Source organism: Streptomyces sp. Tek67B01 (genome assembly GCF_055231995.1).
In genome coordinates this window covers 6165737-6187559 of the sequence record NZ_JBUYUY010000001.1, presented here as the reverse complement: position 1 = coordinate 6187559, position 21823 = coordinate 6165737, and the positions used below count along the sequence as shown (strand labels likewise).

Below are 21823 nucleotides of genomic sequence, written 5' to 3'. Positions count from 1 at the left end.
TCCCCGTTGCAGCCTTTGCCGATGTGGGAAAGGTGCGCTTCACTTCAGGCGTCGGAACCGAACAAAACGGGGGATGCCATGACCGGGCACGACCACGACCACGATCACGCCGGGGGCTCCGGGCACGCCGGGCACAGCCACTCGGTGGCCGCGGACGCCGACCGGCGCTGGCTGGCCATCTCCCTCGGCCTGATCGGCGGGTTCATGGCGGTCGAGGTGGTCATCGGCGTCCTGGCCCACTCCCTCGCGCTGATCTCCGACGCCGCGCACATGCTCACAGACGCGGTCTCGATCGTGCTCGCGCTGGTCGCTATGCGACTCGCCGCCCGCCCGGCGCGCGGCGGGTTCACCTACGGCCTCAAGCGGGCGGAGATACTCTCCGCCCAGGCGAACGGGCTGACCCTGCTGCTGCTGGCCGTGTGGTTGGCGTACGAGGCGGTGCGGCGGCTGTTCGACCCGCCGCCGGTGGCCGGCGGTCTGGTCCTGGTGACGGCACTGGCGGGCATCGTCGTCAACGTGGCGGCGGCCTGGTGCATCTCGAAGGCGAACCGGACCTCCCTGGCCGTCGAGGGGGCCTACCAGCACATCCTGAACGACCTGTTCGCTTTCATCGGGACCGCGGTGGCCGGTTTGGTCGTGTGGACCACCGGTTTCCGCCAGGCCGACTCGATCGCCTCGCTGGTCGTGGTGGTGCTGATGGTCAAGGCGGGCTACGGCCTGGTCCGTGACTCGGGACGGATCTTCCTGGAGGCCGCCCCCGCGAACATGGACCCGGACGCGGTCGGCGACCGGCTCGTCGGGCACCCGCCGGTGACGGAGGTGCACGACCTGCACATCTGGACGATCACTTCCGGACAGGCCGCGCTCTCCGCACACGTGCTCGTGGAAGCGGCCGGCGACTGCCACGCCGTACGCCGGGACCTGGAGAGGTTGCTGGAGAAGGAGTACGGGATCACCCACACCACCCTCCAGGTGGACCACGCCCAGGATGCCCTGCTGTCGGTCGGCCGCGCCGGCGAGGACCCGTGGCCCCGCGACCCGCACTGCGCGGACGCGCACGGACCGGTCCACCGCGAGGGCCCGCACGACCACTGACGGACCGCGCGGCGGGGCATACATGGCCCCATGACGCAAAAGCGCAGCGCCGGACTATTGCTGTTCCGCGAGGTCGCCGCCGGGGCGGGGGCCGGGATCGACGAGGCCGGGATCGACGCCGGGCCGGGGACCGAGGCCGGGGTCGAGGCCGGGGTCGAGGCCGGGGTCGAGGCCGGGGTCGAGGTGCTGCTGGGCCATATGGGCGGCCCGCTGTGGAAGCGACGCGACGCCGGGGGCTGGGCCATCCCCAAGGGCGAGTACGGCCCGGACGAGGAACCGCTGGACGCGGCCCGCCGCGAGTTCACCGAGGAGATCGGCCTGCCCCCGCCCGAGGGCCCGTACCTGCCGCTCGGCGAGATCCGGATGGCCGGCGGGAAGCTGGTCACGATCTGGGCGGTACGGGCCGACCTGGACCCGGCGCTGATGGTGCCCGGCACCTTCACCATGGAGTGGCCGCCGCACTCGGGTCGGCGAGCGGAGTTCCCGGAACTGGACCGCGTGGCCTGGTTCCCTCCCCCGATGGCCCGAAACAAGCTGATCGCAGGCCAAGTGCCCTTCCTGGAAAGGTTGTTGCACCTATTGGCGGGGTTGACCCGACCTTGACTTGCCAACAAACCCCAGGCGCCTGGACATTGCACATATGACGAACGTCGTGCTGGTGGGAACCCTGGACACCAAGGGTGTCGAGTACGGCTGGCTGCGCGAGAGGTTGCTGCGCGCCGGCGTCGAAGTGATCACGGTCGACACAGGAATCATGGGCGAGCCCCGAATACCCGCGCAGGTGCCGCGCGAAGCGGTCGCACGGGCGGCGGGAACGGAACTGACGGATCTACGGGCGGCGGCCGACCGGGGCGCCGCCGTCACCACTATGGCCCAGGGCGCCGAGGCGACGCTGTTGCGCCTGCACGCCGAAGGCCGGCTCCACGGGGTCCTCGCGATCGGGGGCAGCGGCGGGACCTCCATCGCCACCCGGGCGATGCGCGCGCTGCCGCTGGGCGTACCGAAGCTGATGGTCTCCTCCATGGCCTCGGGCGACGTGAGCCCGTACATCGGCTCCGCGGACATCACGATGATGTACAGCGTCGTGGACATCGCGGGGATCAACAGCGTCTCCGCCCCGGTACTGGCCAACGCGGTGGAGGCGATCGCGGGCATGGCCGCGGGCTACGCCCGTGCCGCGCTGGAGCGGCGCCGTCCGGCCCGGCTCGGGGCGGGCTCACGGCCGCTGATCGCCGCGAGCATGGCCGGCGTCACCACCATCGGCGTGGACGCGGCCCGGGAGCGGCTGACCGAACTCGGCTACGAGGTGCTGGTCTTCCACGTCAGCGGCAGCGGCGGCCGGACCCTGGAGAAGCTGGCCGGGCAGGGCATCTTCGCGGGCGTCCTCGACCTCACCCTCAGCGAACTCGCCGACGACCTGTGCGGGGGCATCCTGACCGCCGGCCCCGACCGGCTCAGCGCGGCCGGGCGGGCCGGTGTCCCGCAGGTGGTGAGCCTGGGCGCGCTGGACATGGTGAAGTTCGGCCCGCTGGAGAGCCTGCCCGAGCGGGTCCGCTACCGGCGGGTCCGCGTCCACAACCCCTCGATCACCGTCATCCGTACGACCGCGGCCGAATGCGCGGAACTCGGCCGCCGGGTCGCCGCGAAGCTGCGGGTGGCGACCGGCCCCACGGAGGTCTGCGTCCCACTGCGCGGACTGTCGACGCTGGGTGCGCCCGGCGGCCCCTACCATGACCCCGGCGCGGACCGGGCCCTGTTCACGGCGCTGCGCGACGGACTGCGGGGCAGCGCCGCCCGGCTGCACGACTACGACACGCACATCAACGACCCGTCCTTCGGACGGGCCGCCGCCGACCGGCTGCACGCCATGATCGGCGCGGAGCGGGCAGTGGCCTGACCCCTGCCGTCCGACCCTGCCCCGAGACACCCCGTCCCGCCGGGAACCGGCCATGGCGGAAACCGTGTCCCAGGGGGTGGCCGGCCGCACCGGACCGGCGCCGGGACAGGGTGGGGCCATGGAGGGGGAACGATGAAAGACGCATGGACGGTTCCCGGGTACACGCCGGTCCGGGAGCTGGGTGCCGGCGGCAGCGGCCGGGTGGTGCTCGCCGTCCACGACGCCACGGGCACGCCGGTCGCCGTCAAGTACCTCGACGACCGGCTGCGCGAGGACCCCGCCTTCGTCCGGGAGTTCCGGGCGGAGGCCCGGCTCCTGGGCGGGCTGCGCTCCCCGCACGTGGTGGCGCTCTACGAGTACTGCGAGTACACCGAGGCGCCCGGCGGCGCCGCCATCGTGATGGAGCTCGTCGACGGGATCTCCCTGCGCGCCTTGTTGAAACAGTCCGGAAGCACGGACCCGGAGGCCGCCCTGGTGCTGCTCAAGGGTTCGCTGCTGGGGCTGGCTGCCGCGCACCGGGCCGGGGTGGTTCACCGCGACTACAAGCCGGAGAACGTACTGATCGCGGCGGACGGCTCCTCGAAACTGGTGGACTTCGGGATCGCGGCCGGGCGCGGCACCACACCCGGGGTCGCGGGCACCCCCGCGTACATGGCGCCCGAACAGTGGCGGGGCCGGCCGGCCTCGCCCGCGGCCGACGTGTACGCGGCGACGGCCACGTTCTTCGAATGCGTGACGGGACACAAGCCGTTCCCGGGAACGAACTTCGCGGAGTTGGCCGTCCAGCACGTGGAGGCCCCGGTGCCGGAGACCGAGGCGCCGGAGCCGGTACGCCCACTGATCCGCCGGGGTCTGGCCAAGGCCCCGGAGGAGCGGCCGGAGAACGCCGAGGCGTTCGTGGCGGAGTTGGAGGAAGTGGCACTGGCCGGGTACGGGCCCGACTGGGAGGAGCGCGGGCAGCGCAAACTGGCGGCCCTGGCGGCGCTGCTGCCGCTCCTGTTCCCCTCGGCGGCGGCCCCGGCGAGCGGTACCACGGCGCTCGCGACGACCGTGCTCCCACCTCCGCCGGCGGGCCTGGCGCCGGGGCGGCGCGGCGCGCTCGCGGCCGCCGCCGTACTGGTGATCGGGGCGCTGCTGGCGTTCACGTACCAGGCGGTCGCCGGGGAGTCCGGCGGGGCGTCGACGCTGAGCGCGTTCGCGACGTCGAGCGCGGGACCGCCGGGCGGTGGGGGTCCGGGGCCGGGTCCGAGCGCCTCCGTGTCCGCGTCGCCGACGCCCTCACCGTCGCCGTCGCCTTCCGCTTCCGTCTCCGCCTCGGCCTCGGCCTCGGCCTCGACTTCGCCGTCCGTGACGCCGAGTTCGAGCCACATTCCTACGCCGACACCGACACCGACCCCCACGCCGACGAAGCCCGCCCCCACCGTGAAGCCGAGTCCGTCGGTCACCGTCTCCGGGGTGGAGGCCACCTTGCTCACCAGCCCGAGCACCGGGCAGGTGACCGTCTCCCTCGATGTGAAGGGCGGACCGGCGACGGTGCTGCTGGAGTGGTTCCTCGGGAACGACCTCTCGGACCTGCGCGTCGCGGACGGTACCGACTCCGTGCCCGTCCCGGCGGGTACGGCGCCGGTGACCCGGGGCCACACCTTCGCGCGCCGAGCGGGCTGCTACCTGAGCGTCCGCGTCACGACCACGCCCTCGTCCGGGCAGCCGGTCATCGCCTCCAAGTACATCCCGAGGTGCACTACGACGGAGCCGCCGCGATGAGCGATCCCCACGCCCCGGAGGGCGACGACTACAGCGCCACGGTCCTCGGCAGCCACTGGTTCAGCGGCCCCCCGCTGCCGTCGGCCGACACGCGGAGGCAGGACGTCCCCACTCGGCGAGACGACACCGGGCCCGCCGGCACCGTTCCCGCCGGCACCGGGCTGTCGGGCACTTTGCGGTTCGACACCCCGCGGACCGTCCCGGGCGCCGCGCCCGACCGGGTCGAGGGACCGGTGCTGCGGTTCGGCCCCGGTGTCACCGCGGCGATGCCCGCGCCGTTCCCGGTGACCGTCCCGGCGGCGTCACCGCCCCGCGGCCGGGGCCGGTGGCGGCGTTACACCCTGGCCGCCGTGGTCCTGACGGCGGTCCTCGCCTACCTGGGCTGGCAGCGGTTCGGTCCCGCGCTCGTGGTCCGGGACGTGACGGTGACCACCGACCCCAAGGGGCCCGGCTGCGACGGCGCCGCCGACGTGGTGGCCGTCGTGACCACCAACGGGCGCCCCGGGACGCTGACGTACCACTGGGAGCGCAGCGACGGCACGCGCTCCGAGCAGCTCACCGAACGGGTGCCGAGCGGACGCAAGGAGGCCCGGCTGCACCTGCTGTGGACCTTCCAGGGAGTCGGCACCTACCCCGCGCGCGCCGAGCTGCGGCTCGACTCGCCGCAGTCGCGCGCCGAAGCCGTCGGGTTCACCTACGACTGCCGGGCGTAGCCCCTCCGGGTACCCCTTTGCGAGGAGCCCTGTGCGCGGGAAGGCCCGCGGCCGCTCGGGGAAGCGGCCGCGGGCCGACCTGGCCGGCCTGTCCGTGGCAGGCACGTCTGTGGTGGGCACGCCGGCGGGGGGCGGCCCTGCGGGTCAGAAGCGGGCGTGCGCCGTGATGTCCGCGGCGAACTCCCCGGTCATCGCCGGGGTCACCGTCGGCCTGCACTGAGCGACCGCCGCCAGGTAGTCCCGCGTGCTCGCCCCCAACTGCGCGGCGGAGGCGCCGCGCGCACCCACCGCCTCCAAGTCCCGCTCGAAGGACACCTGGGCCGCGATGCGCGCCGCGTGCTCGATGTCGGCGGGGGTGAACAGTTCGGTCGCCTCGACCAGCGCCGCCACGTCGACGTCCGGGCGCCCGGCCGTGTAGCGGGACCAGATCGCGGCGCGGGCCCCGGCGTCCGGGGTACCGATCGGGATCAGGTAGTCGAAGCGCCCCGGTCGCAGGAAGGCCGGGTCCAGCGAGCGGATGGAGTTGGTGGCGCAGACCAGCAGCCGCTCGTCGCCCTCACGGAAACCGGGGATCAGCTTGAGCAGTTCGTTCGTCACGCCGTGGATGCCTCCGGGCTGCGCCGGCTCGGTCCGTACGGGTGCGATCTCCTCGACCTCGTCGATGAAGACGAGGACCCGTTCCAGCTCGGCGATCCGGGCGAAGGCGTCACGCAGCGCGGCCGCCAGGTTCCCCTCGTCGGCGAGCCGGGAGGGCAGCAGTTCCACGAAGGGCCAGCCGAGGCGGGAGGCGATGGCGCGGGCGAAGGTGGTCTTGCCGGTGCCGGGCGGCCCGAAGAGGGTGATGGCGCGCGGCGGCCGCACGCCGTGCGCGGCGGCCCGTTCGGGCTCGGCGAGCGGGAGGACCACTCGGCGCTCGATGAGGTCCTTCTCGTTCTCCATCCCGGCGACCTTCGCCCACAGGTCGTTGGCGAGGAAGCGGCCGCCGAGGTCGTCGAGGAGACCGGCAGCCGGTCCGTGCAGCGGCTCGGTCTTCTCGAAGTAGGCGACGGCCGGCTGGCGGGTGTAGCCGGCGTTGAGCAGGCCCTCGCCGAGCAGGTCCTCCTCGGGCAGGACGTAGGCGATGCGCCCGACGCGGGCGGCGATGAGCCGTCGTTCGAGTTCGACGAGCAGCGCGCTGGCCAGGCCCCGGCCGCGCCAGCCGGCGGCGATCGCGATGCGCATCACCCAGGCGCGTTCGCCGGTGACGCATGCGAGGGCGGCGCCGATCGGGACGCCCTGGTGGACGGCGACCACACACGGCTGCCGGTCGGTGAGCGCGCTGATGCACTCGGCGAGCGAGAAGACGGACTCCTGACCGAGTTCCGCCGTGGTGTCGATCAGACGGACGACCGCGGCGAGATCGCTCTCGCGGTAATCGTGGATCAGCCAGTTCACCGGGTACCGCCCCTCGTTCGTGCTCCTGCGGTGAGGCTAGGGGCGCCCCGACCGGACGATCACCCTCCGCGGTGCACAACACCGGTCCGGGAAATCGTCCGCGTCGTCCATAGACTGGCGGCTTCCGTCCGCGGGACATGCCGGAAATGCGCGTCGTTTCGGCACTTCCCACATGCCCGACCGGTGATTCACAGCGGATTCTTATGGAACTGGGGGCTCTGGCCACAGGCTCGCTGGGCAGGCTCAAGTGCATGATCCGCAGCATGCTCCCCAGACAAGCCGCTCCCGCAGGCTCCTCCCGCGCCCGGCGGGCTTCACGGGTCCTGCTCGCGCTGGCGGCGATGGCCGCGCTGCTGAGCGTCGATCTGCCGGACGCGGGGGCCAGCTCGCCGCCCGGCATCACCGCGCGGGCAGAGCCCGGCGTCGCCACCGACCGGGTGGGAGCGCTGTTCGCGGGCGGGACGGACGCGGGGCACTTCTGTACCGCCGCCGTGGTGCACAGCGACGACCGGAGCGTGATCGCCACCGCCGCGCACTGCCTGGACAACCCCGACACCACTGTGTTCGCGCCGGGCTACAGGGACGGGCAGAGCCCGTACGGGTTGTGGAAGGTGACCGGCGTGTACGTCTCCCCGCGCTGGACGCGGGAACGGGACCCGGACGAGGACATAGCCTTCGCGTCGGTCGCCCCGACGACGGGTTCCCAGCAGGTGGAGGACGCGGTGGGGGGCTTCCCGGTGGCGTCGGAGCAGCCCGAGGACGCGACGGTGACGATCGTCGGCTACCCGAGCAGTGACGATTCCCCACTGCGCTGCACCAACGCCACGAGCCTGTTCTCACCCACCCAGCGCCGCATCGACTGCCCGGACCTCAGCAGCGGGACGAGCGGCAGCCCCTGGCTGGTGAACGGCGCCGTGGTCGGGGTGCTGGGCGGGCACGAGGAAGGCGGTCTGGTCCCGGAGGTGTCGTACAGCGCGGTGATGGGCGACCAGGCCGTGGAGCTGTACCGCGAGGCGGCGGTCGCGGGCTGACCCGGGACGTGTCGGAGAGGTCCCTCCCCCGGCTGCCGCCGGGACGCCCCGGGCCTTCGGGCGCCCGGCGCCACTTGCCCGACGCGCTCCGGAGGACCCGACGCGCTCTAGACGACCTGGGCGGGGGGCCGGAACCAGGTCGGTTCGTCGCGCAGCGCGCGCCGGACGCGATCCACGGCGAAGGGCTCCAGCGGCGGCAACGCGTCCGCCGCGAACCAGGCGACTTCCAGCAGCTCGCCGTCGTGCGGGCGGGCCTCGCCGCCCGTGGCCCGGCAGCGGAAGGTGATGTCCTGGAACTGGCAGACGTCCCCGTTGGGGTAGGTGATCGGTTGCAGCATCTCGACGAGCACGACCCGCTCGGGGACGCATCGCACCGCCGTCTCCTCGTACACCTCGCGCGCCGCCGTGTCGGCGGGCTGTTCGCCGGGTTCGGCGATGCCCCCGATCACGGACCAGAGGCCGGTGTCGGCTCGACGACCGAGCAGGATCCGGTCGCGGTCGTCCACGACGATGGCGGTGACGCCGGGCAGCAGGAGGAGCAGGTGCCCCGCGCCGGCTTCGCGGACCGCGCGTATGTAGTCAGGTGTGGTCATGGCCCGACCCTACGAGGTCGCCTCTCGGCCACCCGCGTCATGCGGCCCGCCGGGCGCGAATCCGGCGGGTCAGGACCCGGCCCAGCCCCCCGGCGGCCACCAGGAGCAGCACGTACTCGGGCAGCGGCCCGAGCCGGGTGGCCGGGGTCGGCGTCGAACGCAGCGGGATTTCGGCGACCAGCGCGTCGGCGGTGAACATCTTCGTCTGCTGGACGACGGTGCCGTCCGGCCGGATGACGGCGCTCACCCCGCTGGTGACGGGAACGAGCACGGTCCGGCTGTGCTCGACCGCCCGGACCCGGTCCATGGCCAACTGCTGGTAGGTCATCTCGCTCCGGCCGAAAGTGGCGTTGTTGCTCGGTACGGCGATGACCTGGGCGCCGGCCTGGACGGTGGAGCGGACGGCGTCGTCGAAGGCGGCCTCGTAGCAGGTGACCATGCCGACCCGGCTGCCCGCCATGTCGAAGACGCCCGGCTCCTTCCCGGGGCCGAAGTCACGGCGTACGCGGTCCACGTCCTTGCTGAAGATCCGGACGAAGGACCGCATCGGCATGCGCTCGCCGAACGGCTGGATCTTGCGCTTGTCGTACGTCGCGGTCGGGCCCTTGACCGGGTCCCACAGGATCATCGTGTTGCGCAGTGGGCCGGTCGGCGGCTCCAGGACGGAGCCGATGGCGACGGGCACGCCGATGCGCTTGACGGCGCGGTCGATGACGTCGTGGGCGTCCTGCTGGGTGAAGGGGTCGATGTCCGAGGAGTTCTCCGGCCAGACGACGAAGTCGGGCTGCCGGGCGCGGCCGGCCTTGACGTCGTCGGCGAGCCGGAGGGTGCGGTTGGCGTGGTTGTCCAGGACGGCGCGGCGCTGGGAGTTGAAGTCGAACCCGGCGCGCGGGACGTTGCCCTGGACGACGGCGGCCACCGCGGTACCGTCCTCGGCGGCGTCGGAGACCAGCGGGCGCGAGAGGAGGGCCGCGCCGACCGGCAGGGCGACGGTGAGGGCGGCGAGCGCGGCGGTGGTGCGGCTCGGCCGCGAGCGGGCGATGCGCGCGACCTCGTAGAGACCGAATCCGCACAGGGCGATCCCGAAGGAGAGCAGCGGGGTGCCGCCCAGGGCGGCGAGCGGCAGGAAGAAGCCGTCGGCCTGGCCGAAGGCCAGCTTGCCCCAGGGGAAGCCGCCGAACGGCGCCCGGGCGCGCAGGGCCTCACCGGCGATCCACACGGCGGACGCCCACACGGCGCGGCCGGGGAGCGTGTCGACGAGGGCGATGCCGAGGCCGGTGAGGCCGAAGACGAGCGCTTCGAGGGTGACGAGGGCGATCCACGGCACCGGGCCGACACCCTCGCTGGTCCACACCAGCAGCGGCAGCAGGTAGCCCAGCCCGAACACGAAACCGAGGCCGAAACCGGCCCGGGCCCGACGGCCGCGCAGGCAGCCGGCCAGCAGGGCGAGTGCGAAGGAGGCCAGCCACCACAGGGGGCGCGGCGGGAAGCTGAGGTAGAGCAGGACGCCGGCGAGCGCGGCGAGCGCCGCCCGGGTGGGCCATGCGCCCCGCAGGCGGTGCAGGACGGTGGCGCCGCTCTCCGGTGCGGTGGACTGCGCGGGCTCGTTCCCTGCCGCTCGGGTGACACTGGTGCTCATTGGGCGGAGTGTACGTCCCTCCCGCTCGGGACGGCCCCTGAGGAGACTCAGTGCGCCAGGGCGCGCAGGTGGGTGCGGATGACCCGGACGGCGTTCTCGGCGTCGTCGACGGTGACGGTGAACAGCTTGCCGTCGTCCATGCGGAGCTCGACGCCCTCGCCCCGGCGGACGACGACGGCGGTGCCCTTCTCGGGGCGCCAGCGGTAGCCCCATCCGCCCCAGTGCTGCGGGGTGATGAGCGGTACGAACTCGGCGGAGGTCACCTCGGCGAGCCGGATGGTGCGGCGGGGCAGCCCGATGTGGCCGCAGCGGATCTCCATGGCCTGGGAATCGACGGTGACCGCCACGTGGACGAAGGCGAGGGTGCCGAAGAGGATGAGCAGGCCGGCCGCGATGCAGCCGATCACGGACATGACCAGCGGCACCGTCCCGGAGGTCCAGCTGGCGTCGACGGCGAGTTCGATGGCGAGCGCGAGGCAGGCGGCGCCGGCCGCGGCGAGCAGCCACTGCACGCGGTTGGAGGCGCGGCCCGTCCAGAGCGGACCCGGTGGGTGACCCGTCATGGATGCAGCGTACTCACGTCACCCGCCCCGGCCCCTCGACACGGCGCCTCCCTTCCCCCGCGTGCCTGTCCCGGCAGTCCCCCGCGTGTCTGTCCCGGCAGCAGCCCGACCACGGCATCGCGCAACGCCGGGCGGCGGCCGGTGACGATCCGATGCAGGGTTCGGGAGGCGAAGGCCCGCGCCGACGACGACGGCTGTCCCCGCGCCTGCCGATGAACCGCTGCTCATAAGGGTGTCCTCCCGAAGCGATTACCACACCTGTGGTACCACGGCTGTGGTTATGCTGTCCGGGTGAACCAGGATCGAAGGCAGCTGCTACGCGACGCGGCCGTGGCCGTACTGGCCGAAGCAGGTGGGCGCGGGCTCACGCACCGGGCCGTCGACCGGGCCGCTCAGGTGCCGCTCGGCACCACCAAGAACTACTTCCCGACCCGCGACGCACTGCTGCGGGCGGTGGCCGAGCGTTGCCTGGAGCAGTACCGCAGCGTGGCCGCCGCCCTCGCGGGAGGCGGGGCGCGCCCCGTGGACCGGGACGGACTCGCGGCGTTCCTCGCCGCCCTGCTCCGCGATGTCGCCGGGCCGGGGCGCCCGCGCCTCCTGGCGTACCTGGAGCTCCGGACCGAGGCCGGCCGCCGACCGTGGCTGGCCGGACTGCTGGACGCGATCGGCGCGTCCGACGTCGCGGTGTACGCGGACCTCCTGGCCGGCGCCGGACTCCCGGCCGATCCCGCACGGGCCCGCGTCCTGACGCTCGCGCTGCACGGCGCGATCCCCCACCTCCTCGTCGGCTCGCCACAGACCCTCGCCGCGGCGGGGCTCGACGATCCGCACGCCTTCACGCGCGACCTGCTGTCCACCCTCTACCCCGGCGCCACCTCGTGACGGCCCGGCTGGAGCGCGCCGTGGGCGCGGTACTCGGTTCGGCCGTCGGGGACGCGCTCGGCGCGCCGTACGAGTTCGGGCCGGCCGGGGAACTCGAAGCGCGGGGCGCGGAGATGGCCGCGGGCGGCGGTTGGGACCCGGGCGAGGCGACCGACGACACCCAGATGGCGGTCCTGGTCGGCGAGTCCCTGCTGGAGTGCGGTGGCCTCGAACCGCCCGACGTCTTCGACCGGTTCAGGCGCTGGGCGGCGGGAGAGCCCAAGGACATCGGCCTCCAGACCGAGGACGTGCTGATGAGCGGCGAACCCTGGGACCGGGCCGCCGCCCTGCACTTCCGGATCAACGCCCGGGCCGCCGGCAACGGTTCCCTGATGCGCGCCTCGACCTCGGCGGTGTACTTCGCCGCCGTCGGCCGGGAGGGCACCATGGCCGCCGGCCGCCGGATCGCGGCGCTGACCCACGGCGACCCGGCCGCCTGGGAAGGCACCGCCGTGCTCCACGAGCTCGTACGGGTGGCCCTCGACGGGGACGACCCCGTGGCCGCGCTCCCCGAGGTGCTGGGCACGGTGCGCCCGGAGCACCGCGAGCGCTACGCGCGGGTCCTGGACCCCTCCTGGCATCCGGACCTGGCCACCGAGTTCAACGGGGCGGTGTGGCCCTGTCTCGGCTCGGCGGTGTGGGCGCTGCGGACCACCGGCGGTTTCGCCGAGGCCGTACGGGCCGCGGTGAACCTGGGCGGTGACACCGACACGGTGGCGGCGGTCACCGGGACCCTGGCCGGGGCCCGCTACGGCCGGGGGGCGATCCCGGCCGAGTGGACCGGGCCGCTGCACGTGCCGCTGCCCGGGTCCGGCGGTCGGGTGCTGGACGCGGACGACCTGCGGCTGTTGGCTCGGCGGCTCGCCGGGGCCGACTGAGGCGCGGGGGTCAGGTCAAGACGGCGGCCACGGAAGGCGGCGCGCAGCCGCCGATCGTGGGTGACGAGGACGACGATCCCGGTGAAGTCGGCGAGCGCCGCCTCCAGTTCCTCCACCACGGCCGGGGCCAGGTGGTTCGTCGGCTCGTCGAGGAGCAGCACGTCCAGCGGGGCTGCCACCAGCCGGGCCAGCTCCAGCTTGCGGCGCTGACCCACCGAGAGGTCCCGGACGGGGCGGGTCAGGTCGTGCGGCGCGAGCAGGCCGAGAGCCGCGACCCGCTCGGCGTGCTCCGGACCGGACAGCTCCGTCACGGAGCGGGCCTCCCGCCCCCAGGGGTCGTCTTGGCGCAGCAGGCCCACGCGCGCAGGCGTGCGTACGGCGCCCCGCCCTGGCGCGAGTTCCCCCGCGAGGACGTGCAACAGGCTCGACTTCCCCGCCCCGTTGGGCCCGGTCACCAAGAGCCTTTCCCCGGGTTCGAGCCGGAAGGTGGTCGGCGCGAGCCGTCCCGGCACGGCGAGTGCGTCGGCCTCCAGGGTGTTCGCGCCCGCCGCGCCCGCTTCGTTCGCCGTACCCATCGGGGTCGGGGTCGCCGCGTCCGCCGTGAACCGACCGGTGAAACGGAGCGGGTTCGGGGGCGGAGGCACCGGGTTCTCGGTCAGCCGGTGCAGGCGCTCGCGGGCGGCCCGGATGCGGCCGGCCGCCCCGTGGGTACGTGAGCGGGCCCGGAACGCCCCGGCTCCGCTGAAGCCGCGCGGCAGCTTGCGGGGGATGGCGGCGAACCGGCCGATGTTGGTGTCGGCGAGCCGTTCCGCGTCCCGCACCTGCTCGCGCCACTGCTCGTACCCCTGCTGCCAACGGGCGCGTTCGGCGGCGCGGCCGGCGAGGAAGCCGGCGTATCCGTTTCCGAACCGGCGTACGGCGCGCCGGTCCTGGTCGACCTCCAGGACGGCGGTGGTGACGCGGTCCAGGAAGAGCCGGTCGTGGGTGACGGCGACCACGGTGCCGCGATGGGCGCGCAGGTACTCCTCCAGCCGGCCGATGGCCTCGTCGTCCAGGTCGTTGGTCGGTTCGTCCAGCAGCAGCAGTTCCGGTTCGGCGGCCAGGGTCGCGGCGAGTGCCAGGCGTGAGCGCTGTCCGCCGGAGAGCGTGCCCAGGCGCCGCTCCGGGTCGAGGACGGTGCGCTCGCCGAGCCGGCGCAAGGTGGTCGCCACGCGCCGTTCGGCGTCCGGGCCGCCACGGGCCTCGTAGGCGGCGAGGAGGTCCGCGTACGCGGTGAGCTCATCGGGACCGGCCTGGGGCAGCCGCGCTTCGGCCGAGCGGATACGGCGCTCCAGGGAGCGCAGATCGGCGAGCGCGAGGTCGATCGCGTCCCGGACGCGGGCGGTCTGGGGCAGGCCGAGGGTCTGGGCGAGATGGCCGACCCCGCCGGGCGCGGTGACCGTGACCTGCCCGTGGTCGGGGCGCTCGCGACCCGCGAGGAGCCGGAGCAGGGTGGACTTGCCGCAGCCGTTGTCACCGACGATGCCGACCCGTTCACCGGGCCGGACCGAGAAGCTGACGCGGTCGAGTACGACGTGGGTCCCATAGGCCTTGGTGACCTCGGACAGGGTGATCTGAGTGGCGGCGTGTGGGGCACGTGCGCGCAAGGGCGACTCCTTCGTAGGCGGATGGGACGAGCCGGCGATGCGTCCCGGTCGGGAGCGGCGGCAAACGAAACGAGACGTATCGTCTCGCTCGATGTCCTCACCATACCTCCGGACCGCCGCGGCGGCCATCGGATTCGCACGGGTGGGGGGAGGGAGGGCGGAACGGCCGGCGCTACGCCGCCAGGTCTCGATCGAGGCGAAACGGTTGCCGTCGGGGTCGTGGACCGCGGCAACAGCGCCGTACGGGCACCCGGCCGGATCCCCCCTGCCGTGATGCCGCGGCCCGCCGACCCCGCGAGCGTCTGGTAGGGGGGTGAAGGACGCGGCGCACCGCCCTTCGCCGTGAAAGTTCCCCGTCCTCTTCCGCGTCCGGCGGGCGGGGAACTCGTCGTCGGCACGGCACTCCGTACCGCGGCGGCGTCCGGGTCAGTGCGCGAGCGGCGCGCCTTCCGCGAGCAGGCGCCCTTCGGCGTAGCCGAGTGCGGCGGCCGGGAGGGGACCCGGCCGACCGCCGAGCAGGACGGTCAGCCCGCCGGTGCGCGGCAGGTCGGGCTCGGGGCCGACGCCGATGCGGCGCAGCGCCTGCACGGCGACGGCCTCCGCGGAGCCGTGGAAGACGAACTCCGTCCCGCCGGTCCGCTCGGCGAGGGCTGCCCGGATCGGCGCCTCGACCAGTTCGTAGTGCGTGCAACCGAGTACCACGTCGGTGACGTCGGTCGGGGTCAGCGCGGCCGCCGCGGCGACGGCCCGTACGACGGCGTCCTCGTTCCCGCGCTCGACGGCGTCGGCGAGGCCGGGGCAGGGCACCTCGGTGACCCGCACCCCGGCGGCGAACCGGTCGATCAGCCCGCGCTGGTACGGGCTCCCGGTGGTGGCCGGCGTGGCCCAGATCGCGACCCGGCCGCCCCCGGCCGCGGCGGGCTTGATCGCGGGAACGGTCCCGATGACCGGGACGGCGGGTTCCAGCTCGGCGCGCAGGGCGGGCAGGCTGTGGACGGAGGCGGTGTTGCAGGCGACGACCAGTGCGTCCGGGCCGTACGCGGCGGCGGCCCGAGCCACGCCGAGGGCCCGCCCGGTGAGGTCGGCGGGAGTACGCGGCCCCCAGGGCATCCCGTCGGGGTCGGAGGACAGCAGCAGATCGGCGTCGGGCCGCAGCCGTCGCATCGCGGCGGCCGCCGCGAGGAGGCCGATTCCGGAGTCCATGAGGGCGATCTTCACCTGGTCACCTTAATCGACGCGGCACCCCGCCCCCGCGCCCGCGCCCCCGACCGGCCGCCCGCGCCGCACTCCCCCATACGCGCCGCACTCCCCCACACAGGACGCCACGGTGTCCGGATGCGCGACAGGCGCCACCCCGTTCGGCACACTGCCGCCATGGGCCTCCTCCTCACCGCCGCCTACGCATCCCTCGCCGCCTGGCTCTGGCTCACCTTCGCCCAGGGCATGTTCTGGCGCACCGACGTCCGCCTCCCCCCGCGTACCGCCCCCGCCCGGTGGCCGTCCGTCGCCGTCGTCGTCCCGGCCAGGGACGAGGCGGAGGTCCTGCCGCGCAGCCTGCCGTCCCTCCTCGCCCAGGACTACCCCGGCGCCGCCGAGGTGATCCTGGTGGACGACGGCAGTACGGACGGCACGGCCGTCCTCGCCCGACGCCTGGCCGGGGAACTGCCGGGGCTGCCCCTCACCGTCGTCTCCCCCGGCCCCCCGGACGCCGGTTGGACCGGCAAGCTCTGGGCCCTGCGCCACGGCATCGCGCACGCGCGCACCGCCCACCCGACCGAACCCGAGTACCTCCTGCTCACCGACGCCGACATCGCGCACGAGCCGGACAGCCTCCGCGAGCTCGTCGCCGCCGCGACCTCCGCCGACCTCGACCTGGTCTCCCAGATGGCGCGGCTGCGGGTGGCCACGTTCTGGGAGCGGCTCGTCGTACCGGCCTTCGTCTACTTCTTCGCGCAGCTGTACCCCTTCCGGTGGATCAACCGCCCCGCCGGGCGCACCGCGGCGGCCGCCGGCGGTTGCGTGCTGCTGCGTACGGAGGCCGCCGTCCGCGCGGGAGTACCCGACTCCATCCGGCAGGCCGTGATCGACGACGTGGCCCTCGCCCGCGCCGTGCGGCGCTCCGGCGGCCGGATCTGGCTCGGGCTGGCGGATCGGGTGGACAGTGTGCGCCCCTATCCGGCGCTGGGCGACCTGTGGCGGATGGTCTCGCGGAGCGCGTACGCCCAACTGCGCCACCAGCCTCTGCTGCTGGCGGGGACGGTGGCCGGGCTGGTGCTCGTCTACCTGGTACCGCCGGTCGCCCTGTTCGCCGGGCTCACCCTGGGCGCCCCGGCGCTCACCTGGGCGGGCGGCGCGGCGTGGCTCCTGATGGCCGGAACCTACCTGCCGATGCTGCGCTACTACCGTCGGCCCGCGGCCTTCGCGCCGCTGCTGCCGTTCACGGCCCTGCTCTACCTCCTGATGACCGTCGACTCGGCCGTCCTGCACTACCGCGGCCGGGGAGCCGCCTGGAAGGGCCGGACGTACGCGCGGCCGAGCGACGCCTGACCCGGCGCGGGCGGGCCGCGGGGCGGCTGAATGGGCGTCATACGAGGTCACGCCATGGATTCCGGATGGTGACGCCACGTCAAGGCCAAGTGGGTGCAACACCCAACCGGTGAGTACGAGTAGGAACAAGGTGGGGTGGAAGTCGCGAATCGTGCAGGTGGACGTGAAGTGAAAGCTGTGGCCCTGACCTGCGAATATGCAGGTCAGCGCGGTGTTGACGACGCCTCGCTATGGACCCCGTGAAGTCGTGGGCTTAACTTAGGTCCCATGACCTCCCCCCGCTCCACTTATGGCGGCGGTTACTACTCCGCGCCCTCCTTCCCGGACACCCCCATCTACGACTCCCTCGTCGCCGAACGCGGCACTCCGCAGATCGCCCCGATCCGCGTACCGGCCGCCTACGACAACCCCGGTTCCGGTTACTCGAGCGGTGGGTACCTGCCGGCCCTCCCGTCCGCCCTGCCCGCCCTGCCGTCCGGGCCCTCGATGCCGCAGCAGCAGAGCGCCCCGGCGTACGGGTACCCGTACCAGCAGCAGCCCACACCGCAGATGCAGATGCAGATGCAGCCCCAGATGCCCGTGCCGCTGCAGAACGCCCCCGCGCCGTTCGTGCCGCAGCAGCAGCCGGTCGGCGCCCGCGCGGGGTACGCGCCGCAGCCCCAGCAACCGCGCCCCGTCGCGGCCGGTACCGGGTACGAGGCCATGCGCCCGGCCGCCCCGCGCCCGATGCAGGCGCCCGCGCAGGTTCCCTCCTATGAGGACCCGTACGGCCGCGCGTACCAGGGGCGCGGCTACTAGGCCCGGGTCGTCCGGAGGCGCCGGGGTCCGCGGGGGCGGCGACTGGCAAAATGCACTCATGCCGAATTCGTACGTCCAGTCGCTCCACGTCCGTCCCGTCAAGTCGCTGACGGGGACCGCTCCCGACGCGGTGGCCGTGGAGCCCTGGGGGCTCTCGGGTGACCGCCGATGGGCAGTGATCGACATCGAGGGCGCGATCATCACACAACGCCAACAGGCCCGGCTGACGTTGGCCTGCGCCCGCCCGTTGGAGGGCGGCCGGGTGGCGCTCTCGGCACCGGGCATGGCGGATCTGGTCGTGGAGGTACCGGAGCCGGGTCCGCTGGAGCCGGTCGTCCTGTTCGGCAAGAAGATCGAGACCGTGGTCGCGGCGAAGGCCGCGGCCGACTGGTTTTCGGCCTACCTCGGCCTACCCGCCCGCCTCGTGCACCTGGACGACCCCGCCGTGCGCCGCCCCGTGGACCCGGACTACGCGTTGCCCGGTGAAACGGTGAGCCTCGCCGACGCGTATCCGCTGCTGGTCACCACCCTCGCCTCGCTGGACGCCCTGAACGCGCTGATCGCGGAGGGCGATCACCCGGAGGAGGGGCCGCTGCCGATGGACCGTTTCCGGCCCAGTCTGGTCGTGGCCGGCGCCGAGGCGTGGGCGGAGGACGGCTGGCGGCGCATCGCGGTGGGCGACGCCGTCTTCCGCGGGGTCCGGGAGTGCGGGCGGTGCATCGTCACGACCACCGACCAGGTGACCGGGGAACGCGGCAAGGAGCCGTTGAAGACGCTGGCCAAGCACCGGCGGATCGGGAAGTCCCTGGCGTTCGGGCGGCAGCTGGTGCCGGTGCGGCTGGGAACGGTTCGCGTCGGCGACGAGGTCCGCGTCCTGGAATAACACCTTCGAGGGGCTCCGGGCGCCCGCCGGAACCAGCGGGCACCGCAGCACCGTTGGGTCATTCGAGACGTGTGGGCGGCGGGACGGTCGGGACACGGGGGAACGTGTTCCGGACCGGACGCGGCCGGATGCGCGCGTCTCTCGCGTTCCGGAATGCGCGTCCGCCGGGCGTGCGGGAAGCTGGACGCGCAGGCAGGCGGAGGCGAGGGGGTGCCGGACCGTGTGGACAGCAGTGGGTGTGTGGCGTTGGCGGCGCAATCCGCTGCGCCGCAGAACTGATCTTTTCGAGGCGTGGCTGGCGCTGGCCGCCGCTGTGTGCGTCCTCGTGCTCGCCCCGGCCATCGGCTGGTTCGCGGGCACGCGGGTGGACGACACGCTCCAGCGCGCCGTGCGCGAGCAGCGGCAGGAGCGGTACCTCGTGCCGGCGGTGGTGCTGCGACCGTCCCAGGCCACGCCCGTGGGCGGCCCGGCCGCCGACAAGTCGGCGGGCCCGCAGACACCGCAGCGGACGCGGATCCTCGCCTCGTGGACCGCGCCGGACGGCAGCAGCCACCAGGGGACCGTGCCGGCCGCCGAGGAACCACCCCGGCCCGGTGACAGGTTCCGGATATGGACGGACACCAGCGGCCGGCTCGTCGGGCAGCCGCTCGCCTCGTCGGCCGCCGCGTTCCACGCGGTGATGGCCGGTCTCGCGGCCGCCCTCGGCGTGGCCGCGCTGGTGGAGACCGTTCGCCGACTGATCGTACGGCGGCTCATGCATCGGCGGTACGCGCGGCTGGACCGGGCGTGGGCGGCGGTCGGGCCGGATTGGGGCCGGGCGGGCGCGGGCAGCTGACCTGGCAACTCACGGGCCCCGCGCGCGCTACGGTGGACCGGGCAGACCGGCTGCGGGCGACCGCGGCGCCGGCTGCGACGGTGAGTGCCGTCAAGGCGAGGACGAGGGTGGGGGCACGACAGCACCATGGCTCAGGGCACGGTCCAGGTCACACACGGCGGGTCTTCGCGCTGGCGGCGCCGCTCCGGTGAGTACGCGACGCTGACCGCCGCGCTCGCCGTCGCCGGCGACGGCGACGTCCTGTCCATCGCTCCCGGCACCTACCGGGAGAACCTGGTGCTGCGCCATGCCGTCACCCTCCGGGGACCCGAGGGCTCGGTCGGCTCCGTGCGCATCGCCCCGCCCGACGGCGTCGCCCTGACCGTGAGCGCCTCGGCCGTGGTGCAGGACCTCCACCTGGAGGGCCAGGACCGGACGGCGCCGGCGCTGCTCGTCGAGGACGGTTCGCCCGAACTCACCGACCTCAGGGTCCACACCCGCTCCTCGTCCGGCATCGAGGTCCGCGGCGGCGGGGCGAGACCCCTGGTGCGCCGGTGCACCGTGGAGAACCCGGCCGGGATCGGGATCGCCGTCCTGGACGGCGGGGGCGGTGTGTTCGAGGAGTGCGAGGTCGTGGCCGCCGGGCAAAGCGGGATCTCGGTGCGGGGCGGACACCCGCGTCTGGAGCGCTGCCGCGTGCACCACGCCACGGGCGCGGGCATCGCCGTCACCGGCGAGGGGTCCGGGCTGGAGGCGCTGGGGTGCGAGGTGTACGAGATCAAGGGCACCGGCGTGCAGGTCGCCGCGCGGGCCGTGGCCCGGCTCACCGACTGCGCGGTGCACCGCACTTCGGCCGACGGGGTCACCCTCGACACCGACGCCGTCCTCACCCTCGCCGGTTGCGACATCCACGACATCCCCGAGAACGCGGTGGACCTGCGCTCGCGTTCGGTGCTCACGCTGAGCCGGACCACCGTGCGCCGGTTCGGCCGCAACGGACTGTCGGTATGGGACCCGGGCACCCGGGTCGACGCCCACTCCTGCGAGATCCACGACAGCACGGGGGACTATCCCGCGGTGTGGATCAGCGACGGGGCCACCGTCTCGCTGGACTCCTGCCGGGTACACGACGTACCGGACGCCTTGTTCGTGCTGGACCGCGGCTCGCGCGTGGACGTGGTCGACAGCGACCTGTCGCAGGTGCGCAACACGGCCGTGTCCGTGAGCGACGGGGCCACCGCACAGCTCGACGACTGCCGCATCCGGGAGGCGTCGACCGGGGCCTGGTTCCGTGACCACGGCAGCGGCGGCACCCTCGCCAACTGCGCCGTCGATTCCGTCCAGACGGGCGTGATCGTCACCAAGGGGGCCGACCCGGTCCTGGAGCGCTGCGTCGTCACGTCCCCTTCCGAGGCCGGTTTCTACGTCTCGGCGGGCGGTCGCGGCACCTTCACCGCCTGTCGGGTGAGCGGCAGCTCCGGCTTCGGTTTCCATGTGACCGACGGCAGTCGTACCTCGCTGGCCAAGTGCCACACCGAGCGTTGCGCGCGCGGCGGTTACGAGTTCGCGGAGGACGGCCCCGTCGCGCAGGACTGCACCAGTGACGAGTCCGGGTCGCGCCTCGCCGCCCAGTCCGCCGCCGCCGGTGGCCCGGCCCGCGAGCGCGCGGGAATCCGTACGGTGACGCCCGCGACGGGGCCCGTACCGGGAGCCGTCGAGGTACCGGCGCCGCGTCCCGCCGACGAGCCGGACCCCGCCCCCGCGGCCGCCCCGGACTCCGGCGAGGTGCTGGGCCGGCTCGACGCGCTGGTGGGCCTGGAGAGCGTCAAGCGCGAGGTGCGCGCCCTGACCGACATGATCGAGGTGGGGCGCCGGAGGCAGCAGGCGGGCCTCAAGGCGGCTTCGGTACGCCGGCACCTGGTCTTCACCGGCTCTCCCGGCACCGGCAAGACCACCGTCGCCCGGCTCTACGGGGAGATCCTCGCCTCCCTCGGCGTGCTGGAGCGGGGACACCTGGTCGAGGTGTCCCGGGTGGACCTCGTGGGCGAGCACATCGGGTCCACCGCGATCCGTACTCAGGAGGCCTTCGAACGGGCGCGGGGCGGTGTCCTGTTCATCGACGAGGCCTACGCGCTGGCGCCGGAGGACTCGGGCCGCGACTTCGGGCGCGAGGCCATCGACACGCTGGTGAAGCTGATGGAGGACCACCGGGACGCGGTGGTGGTGATCGTCGCCGGTTACACGGCGGAGATGGAGCGGTTCCTGACCGTCAACCCGGGTGTGGCGTCCCGTTTCTCCCGGACCATCACCTTCGGCGACTACGGGCCGCGGGAGCTGTTGCGCATCGTGGAGCAGCAGGCGGAGGAGCACGAGTACCGGCTGGGCGAGGGGACCGCGCAGGCGCTGCTGGCGTACTTCACGGAGTTGCCCAAGGGGCCGGCCTTCGGCAACGGCCGCACCGCCCGCCAGACCTTCGAGTCGCTGGTCGAGCGCCACGCGGGACGCGTGGCGCAGCTGAGCGACCCGGACACGGACGAGCTCACCCTGTTGTTCCCGGCGGACCTGCCGGCGCTGCCCGCGGTGACGACCGCCGCCCCCTGAGGCGAG

The 21823-nt window shown here is 73.9% G+C and carries 18 protein-coding genes and 1 pseudogene; 13 read left to right on the top strand and 6 right to left on the bottom strand.

Translation table 11 applies throughout. The annotated features are described in order from the left end of the window. The first annotated feature begins 78 nt into the window (after positions 1-78). The 5 genes from ACV7NM_RS27945 (at position 79) to ACV7NM_RS27925 (ending at position 5469) form a co-directional block, all read left to right on the top strand. Positions 79-1095: a cation diffusion facilitator family transporter gene (locus ACV7NM_RS27945; protein WP_463412862.1), complete on the top strand. Its 1017-nt coding sequence runs from the start codon at positions 79-81 to the stop codon at positions 1093-1095. A 30-nt stretch (positions 1096-1125) separates the two neighbouring features. Continuing rightward, on the top strand, positions 1126-1698 hold the full coding sequence (locus ACV7NM_RS27940) for an NUDIX domain-containing protein (protein WP_463412861.1): 573 nt from the start codon (positions 1126-1128) through the stop codon (positions 1696-1698). Between the two features lie 37 nt (positions 1699-1735). Continuing rightward, on the top strand, positions 1736-2992 hold the full coding sequence (locus tag ACV7NM_RS27935; protein ID WP_463412860.1) for a Tm-1-like ATP-binding domain-containing protein: 1257 nt from the start codon (positions 1736-1738) through the stop codon (positions 2990-2992). A gap of 132 nt (positions 2993-3124) precedes the next feature. Beyond that, on the top strand, positions 3125-4756 hold the full coding sequence (locus ACV7NM_RS27930; protein WP_463412859.1) for a serine/threonine-protein kinase: 1632 nt from the start codon (positions 3125-3127) through the stop codon (positions 4754-4756). Beyond that, complete coding sequence (locus ACV7NM_RS27925) at positions 4753-5469, top strand: hypothetical protein (protein ID WP_463412858.1); 717 nt, start codon at positions 4753-4755, stop codon at positions 5467-5469. The genes ACV7NM_RS27930 and ACV7NM_RS27925 overlap by 4 nt, the downstream gene beginning before the upstream one ends. A 144-nt stretch (positions 5470-5613) precedes the next feature. Here ACV7NM_RS27925 and ACV7NM_RS27920 read toward each other — a convergent pair whose 3' ends face one another. Further along, positions 5614-6903 carry an ATP-binding protein gene (locus ACV7NM_RS27920; protein WP_463412857.1) on the bottom strand — a complete coding sequence of 430 codons (1290 nt, stop codon included), beginning with the start codon at positions 6901-6903 and terminating at the stop codon, positions 5614-5616. A 263-nt stretch (positions 6904-7166) separates the two neighbouring features. Between ACV7NM_RS27920 and ACV7NM_RS27915 the strand changes: the two genes are divergently transcribed. Next, positions 7167-7934: a trypsin-like serine peptidase gene (locus tag ACV7NM_RS27915; RefSeq protein ID WP_463412856.1), complete on the top strand. Its 768-nt coding sequence runs from the start codon at positions 7167-7169 to the stop codon at positions 7932-7934. A 107-nt stretch (positions 7935-8041) separates the two neighbouring features. Here the strand turns inward: ACV7NM_RS27915 and ACV7NM_RS27910 are convergent, their stop codons facing one another. The 3 genes from ACV7NM_RS27910 to ACV7NM_RS27900 are packed head-to-tail and all read right to left on the bottom strand — an operon-like array spanning position 8042 to position 10729. Continuing rightward, positions 8042-8527, bottom strand: coding sequence for an NUDIX hydrolase (locus ACV7NM_RS27910; protein WP_463412855.1), 486 nt, complete (start codon positions 8525-8527; stop codon positions 8042-8044). A gap of 37 nt (positions 8528-8564) precedes the next feature. Further along, the gene (gene lnt, locus ACV7NM_RS27905; RefSeq protein WP_463412854.1) at positions 8565-10166 is read right to left on the bottom strand and encodes an apolipoprotein N-acyltransferase; all 1602 of its coding nucleotides are present in this window, start codon (positions 10164-10166) and stop codon (positions 8565-8567) included. Between the two features lie 47 nt (positions 10167-10213). Further along, a complete protein-coding gene (locus ACV7NM_RS27900; RefSeq protein ID WP_463412853.1) occupies positions 10214-10729 on the bottom strand; it encodes a hypothetical protein in 516 nt (171 codons plus the stop codon). Positions 10730-11020: 291 nt separating this feature from the next. On the opposite strand from ACV7NM_RS27900, the gene ACV7NM_RS27895 reads away from it, so the two are divergent. Further along, the gene (locus ACV7NM_RS27895) at positions 11021-11611 is read left to right on the top strand and encodes a TetR/AcrR family transcriptional regulator (RefSeq protein WP_463412852.1); all 591 of its coding nucleotides are present in this window, start codon (positions 11021-11023) and stop codon (positions 11609-11611) included. Then, positions 11608-12366: pseudogene (locus tag ACV7NM_RS27890) on the top strand (ADP-ribosylglycohydrolase family protein); the annotation flags it as partial. The gene ACV7NM_RS27895 and the pseudogene ACV7NM_RS27890, both read left to right, overlap by 4 nt. 32 nt (positions 12367-12398) lie before the next feature. Here the strand turns inward: ACV7NM_RS27890 and ACV7NM_RS27885 are convergent. Together ACV7NM_RS27885 and ACV7NM_RS27880 are read right to left on the bottom strand one after the other, a co-directional pair. Next, a complete protein-coding gene (locus tag ACV7NM_RS27885; protein ID WP_463412851.1) occupies positions 12399-14174 on the bottom strand; it encodes an ABC-F family ATP-binding cassette domain-containing protein in 1776 nt (591 codons plus the stop codon). Between the two features lie 426 nt (positions 14175-14600). Further along, positions 14601-15392 carry a glutamate racemase gene (locus tag ACV7NM_RS27880; protein ID WP_463412850.1) on the bottom strand — a complete coding sequence of 264 codons (792 nt, stop codon included), beginning with the start codon at positions 15390-15392 and terminating at the stop codon, positions 14601-14603. Positions 15393-15548: 156 nt separating this feature from the next. Here ACV7NM_RS27880 and ACV7NM_RS27875 point away from each other — a divergent pair, with 156 nt between their 5' ends. The 5 genes from ACV7NM_RS27875 to ACV7NM_RS27855 all read left to right on the top strand — a co-directional run bounded on the left by ACV7NM_RS27875 (position 15549) and on the right by ACV7NM_RS27855 (position 21817). After that, positions 15549-16721 carry a glycosyltransferase gene (locus tag ACV7NM_RS27875; protein ID WP_463412849.1) on the top strand — a complete coding sequence of 391 codons (1173 nt, stop codon included), beginning with the start codon at positions 15549-15551 and terminating at the stop codon, positions 16719-16721. 267 nt (positions 16722-16988) lie between these two features. After that, positions 16989-17519: a DUF6643 family protein gene (locus ACV7NM_RS27870; protein ID WP_463412848.1), complete on the top strand. Its 531-nt coding sequence runs from the start codon at positions 16989-16991 to the stop codon at positions 17517-17519. Between the two features lie 58 nt (positions 17520-17577). Further along, complete coding sequence (locus tag ACV7NM_RS27865) at positions 17578-18402, top strand: MOSC domain-containing protein (protein ID WP_463412847.1); 825 nt, start codon at positions 17578-17580, stop codon at positions 18400-18402. 220 nt (positions 18403-18622) lie between these two features. Continuing rightward, the gene (locus ACV7NM_RS27860; RefSeq protein WP_463412846.1) at positions 18623-19237 is read left to right on the top strand and encodes an Rv1733c family protein; all 615 of its coding nucleotides are present in this window, start codon (positions 18623-18625) and stop codon (positions 19235-19237) included. Between the two features lie 126 nt (positions 19238-19363). Beyond that, positions 19364-21817 (top strand): right-handed parallel beta-helix repeat-containing protein, encoded by a 2454-nt coding sequence (locus ACV7NM_RS27855; protein WP_463412845.1) that lies wholly within the window; start codon positions 19364-19366, stop codon positions 21815-21817. Positions 21818-21823: the final 6 nt, after the last annotated feature.

Coding starts and splice junctions, on each gene's coding strand:
- ACV7NM_RS27945 (WP_463412862.1), top strand. CDS start 79: ATGACCGGGCACGACCACGACCACGATCACGCCGGGGGCTCCGGGCAC.
- ACV7NM_RS27940 (WP_463412861.1), top strand. CDS start 1,126: ATGACGCAAAAGCGCAGCGCCGGACTATTGCTGTTCCGCGAGGTCGCC.
- ACV7NM_RS27935 (WP_463412860.1), top strand. CDS start 1,736: ATGACGAACGTCGTGCTGGTGGGAACCCTGGACACCAAGGGTGTCGAG.
- ACV7NM_RS27930 (WP_463412859.1), top strand. CDS start 3,125: ATGAAAGACGCATGGACGGTTCCCGGGTACACGCCGGTCCGGGAGCTG.
- ACV7NM_RS27925 (WP_463412858.1), top strand. CDS start 4,753: ATGAGCGATCCCCACGCCCCGGAGGGCGACGACTACAGCGCCACGGTC.
- ACV7NM_RS27915 (WP_463412856.1), top strand. CDS start 7,167: ATGCTCCCCAGACAAGCCGCTCCCGCAGGCTCCTCCCGCGCCCGGCGG.
- ACV7NM_RS27910 (WP_463412855.1), bottom strand. CDS start 8,527: ATGACCACACCTGACTACATACGCGCGGTCCGCGAAGCCGGCGCGGGG.
- lnt (WP_463412854.1), bottom strand. CDS start 10,166: ATGAGCACCAGTGTCACCCGAGCGGCAGGGAACGAGCCCGCGCAGTCC.
- ACV7NM_RS27900 (WP_463412853.1), bottom strand. CDS start 10,729: ATGACGGGTCACCCACCGGGTCCGCTCTGGACGGGCCGCGCCTCCAAC.
- ACV7NM_RS27875 (WP_463412849.1), top strand. CDS start 15,549: ATGGGCCTCCTCCTCACCGCCGCCTACGCATCCCTCGCCGCCTGGCTC.
- ACV7NM_RS27870 (WP_463412848.1), top strand. CDS start 16,989: ATGACCTCCCCCCGCTCCACTTATGGCGGCGGTTACTACTCCGCGCCC.
- ACV7NM_RS27865 (WP_463412847.1), top strand. CDS start 17,578: ATGCCGAATTCGTACGTCCAGTCGCTCCACGTCCGTCCCGTCAAGTCG.
- ACV7NM_RS27855 (WP_463412845.1), top strand. CDS start 19,364: ATGGCTCAGGGCACGGTCCAGGTCACACACGGCGGGTCTTCGCGCTGG.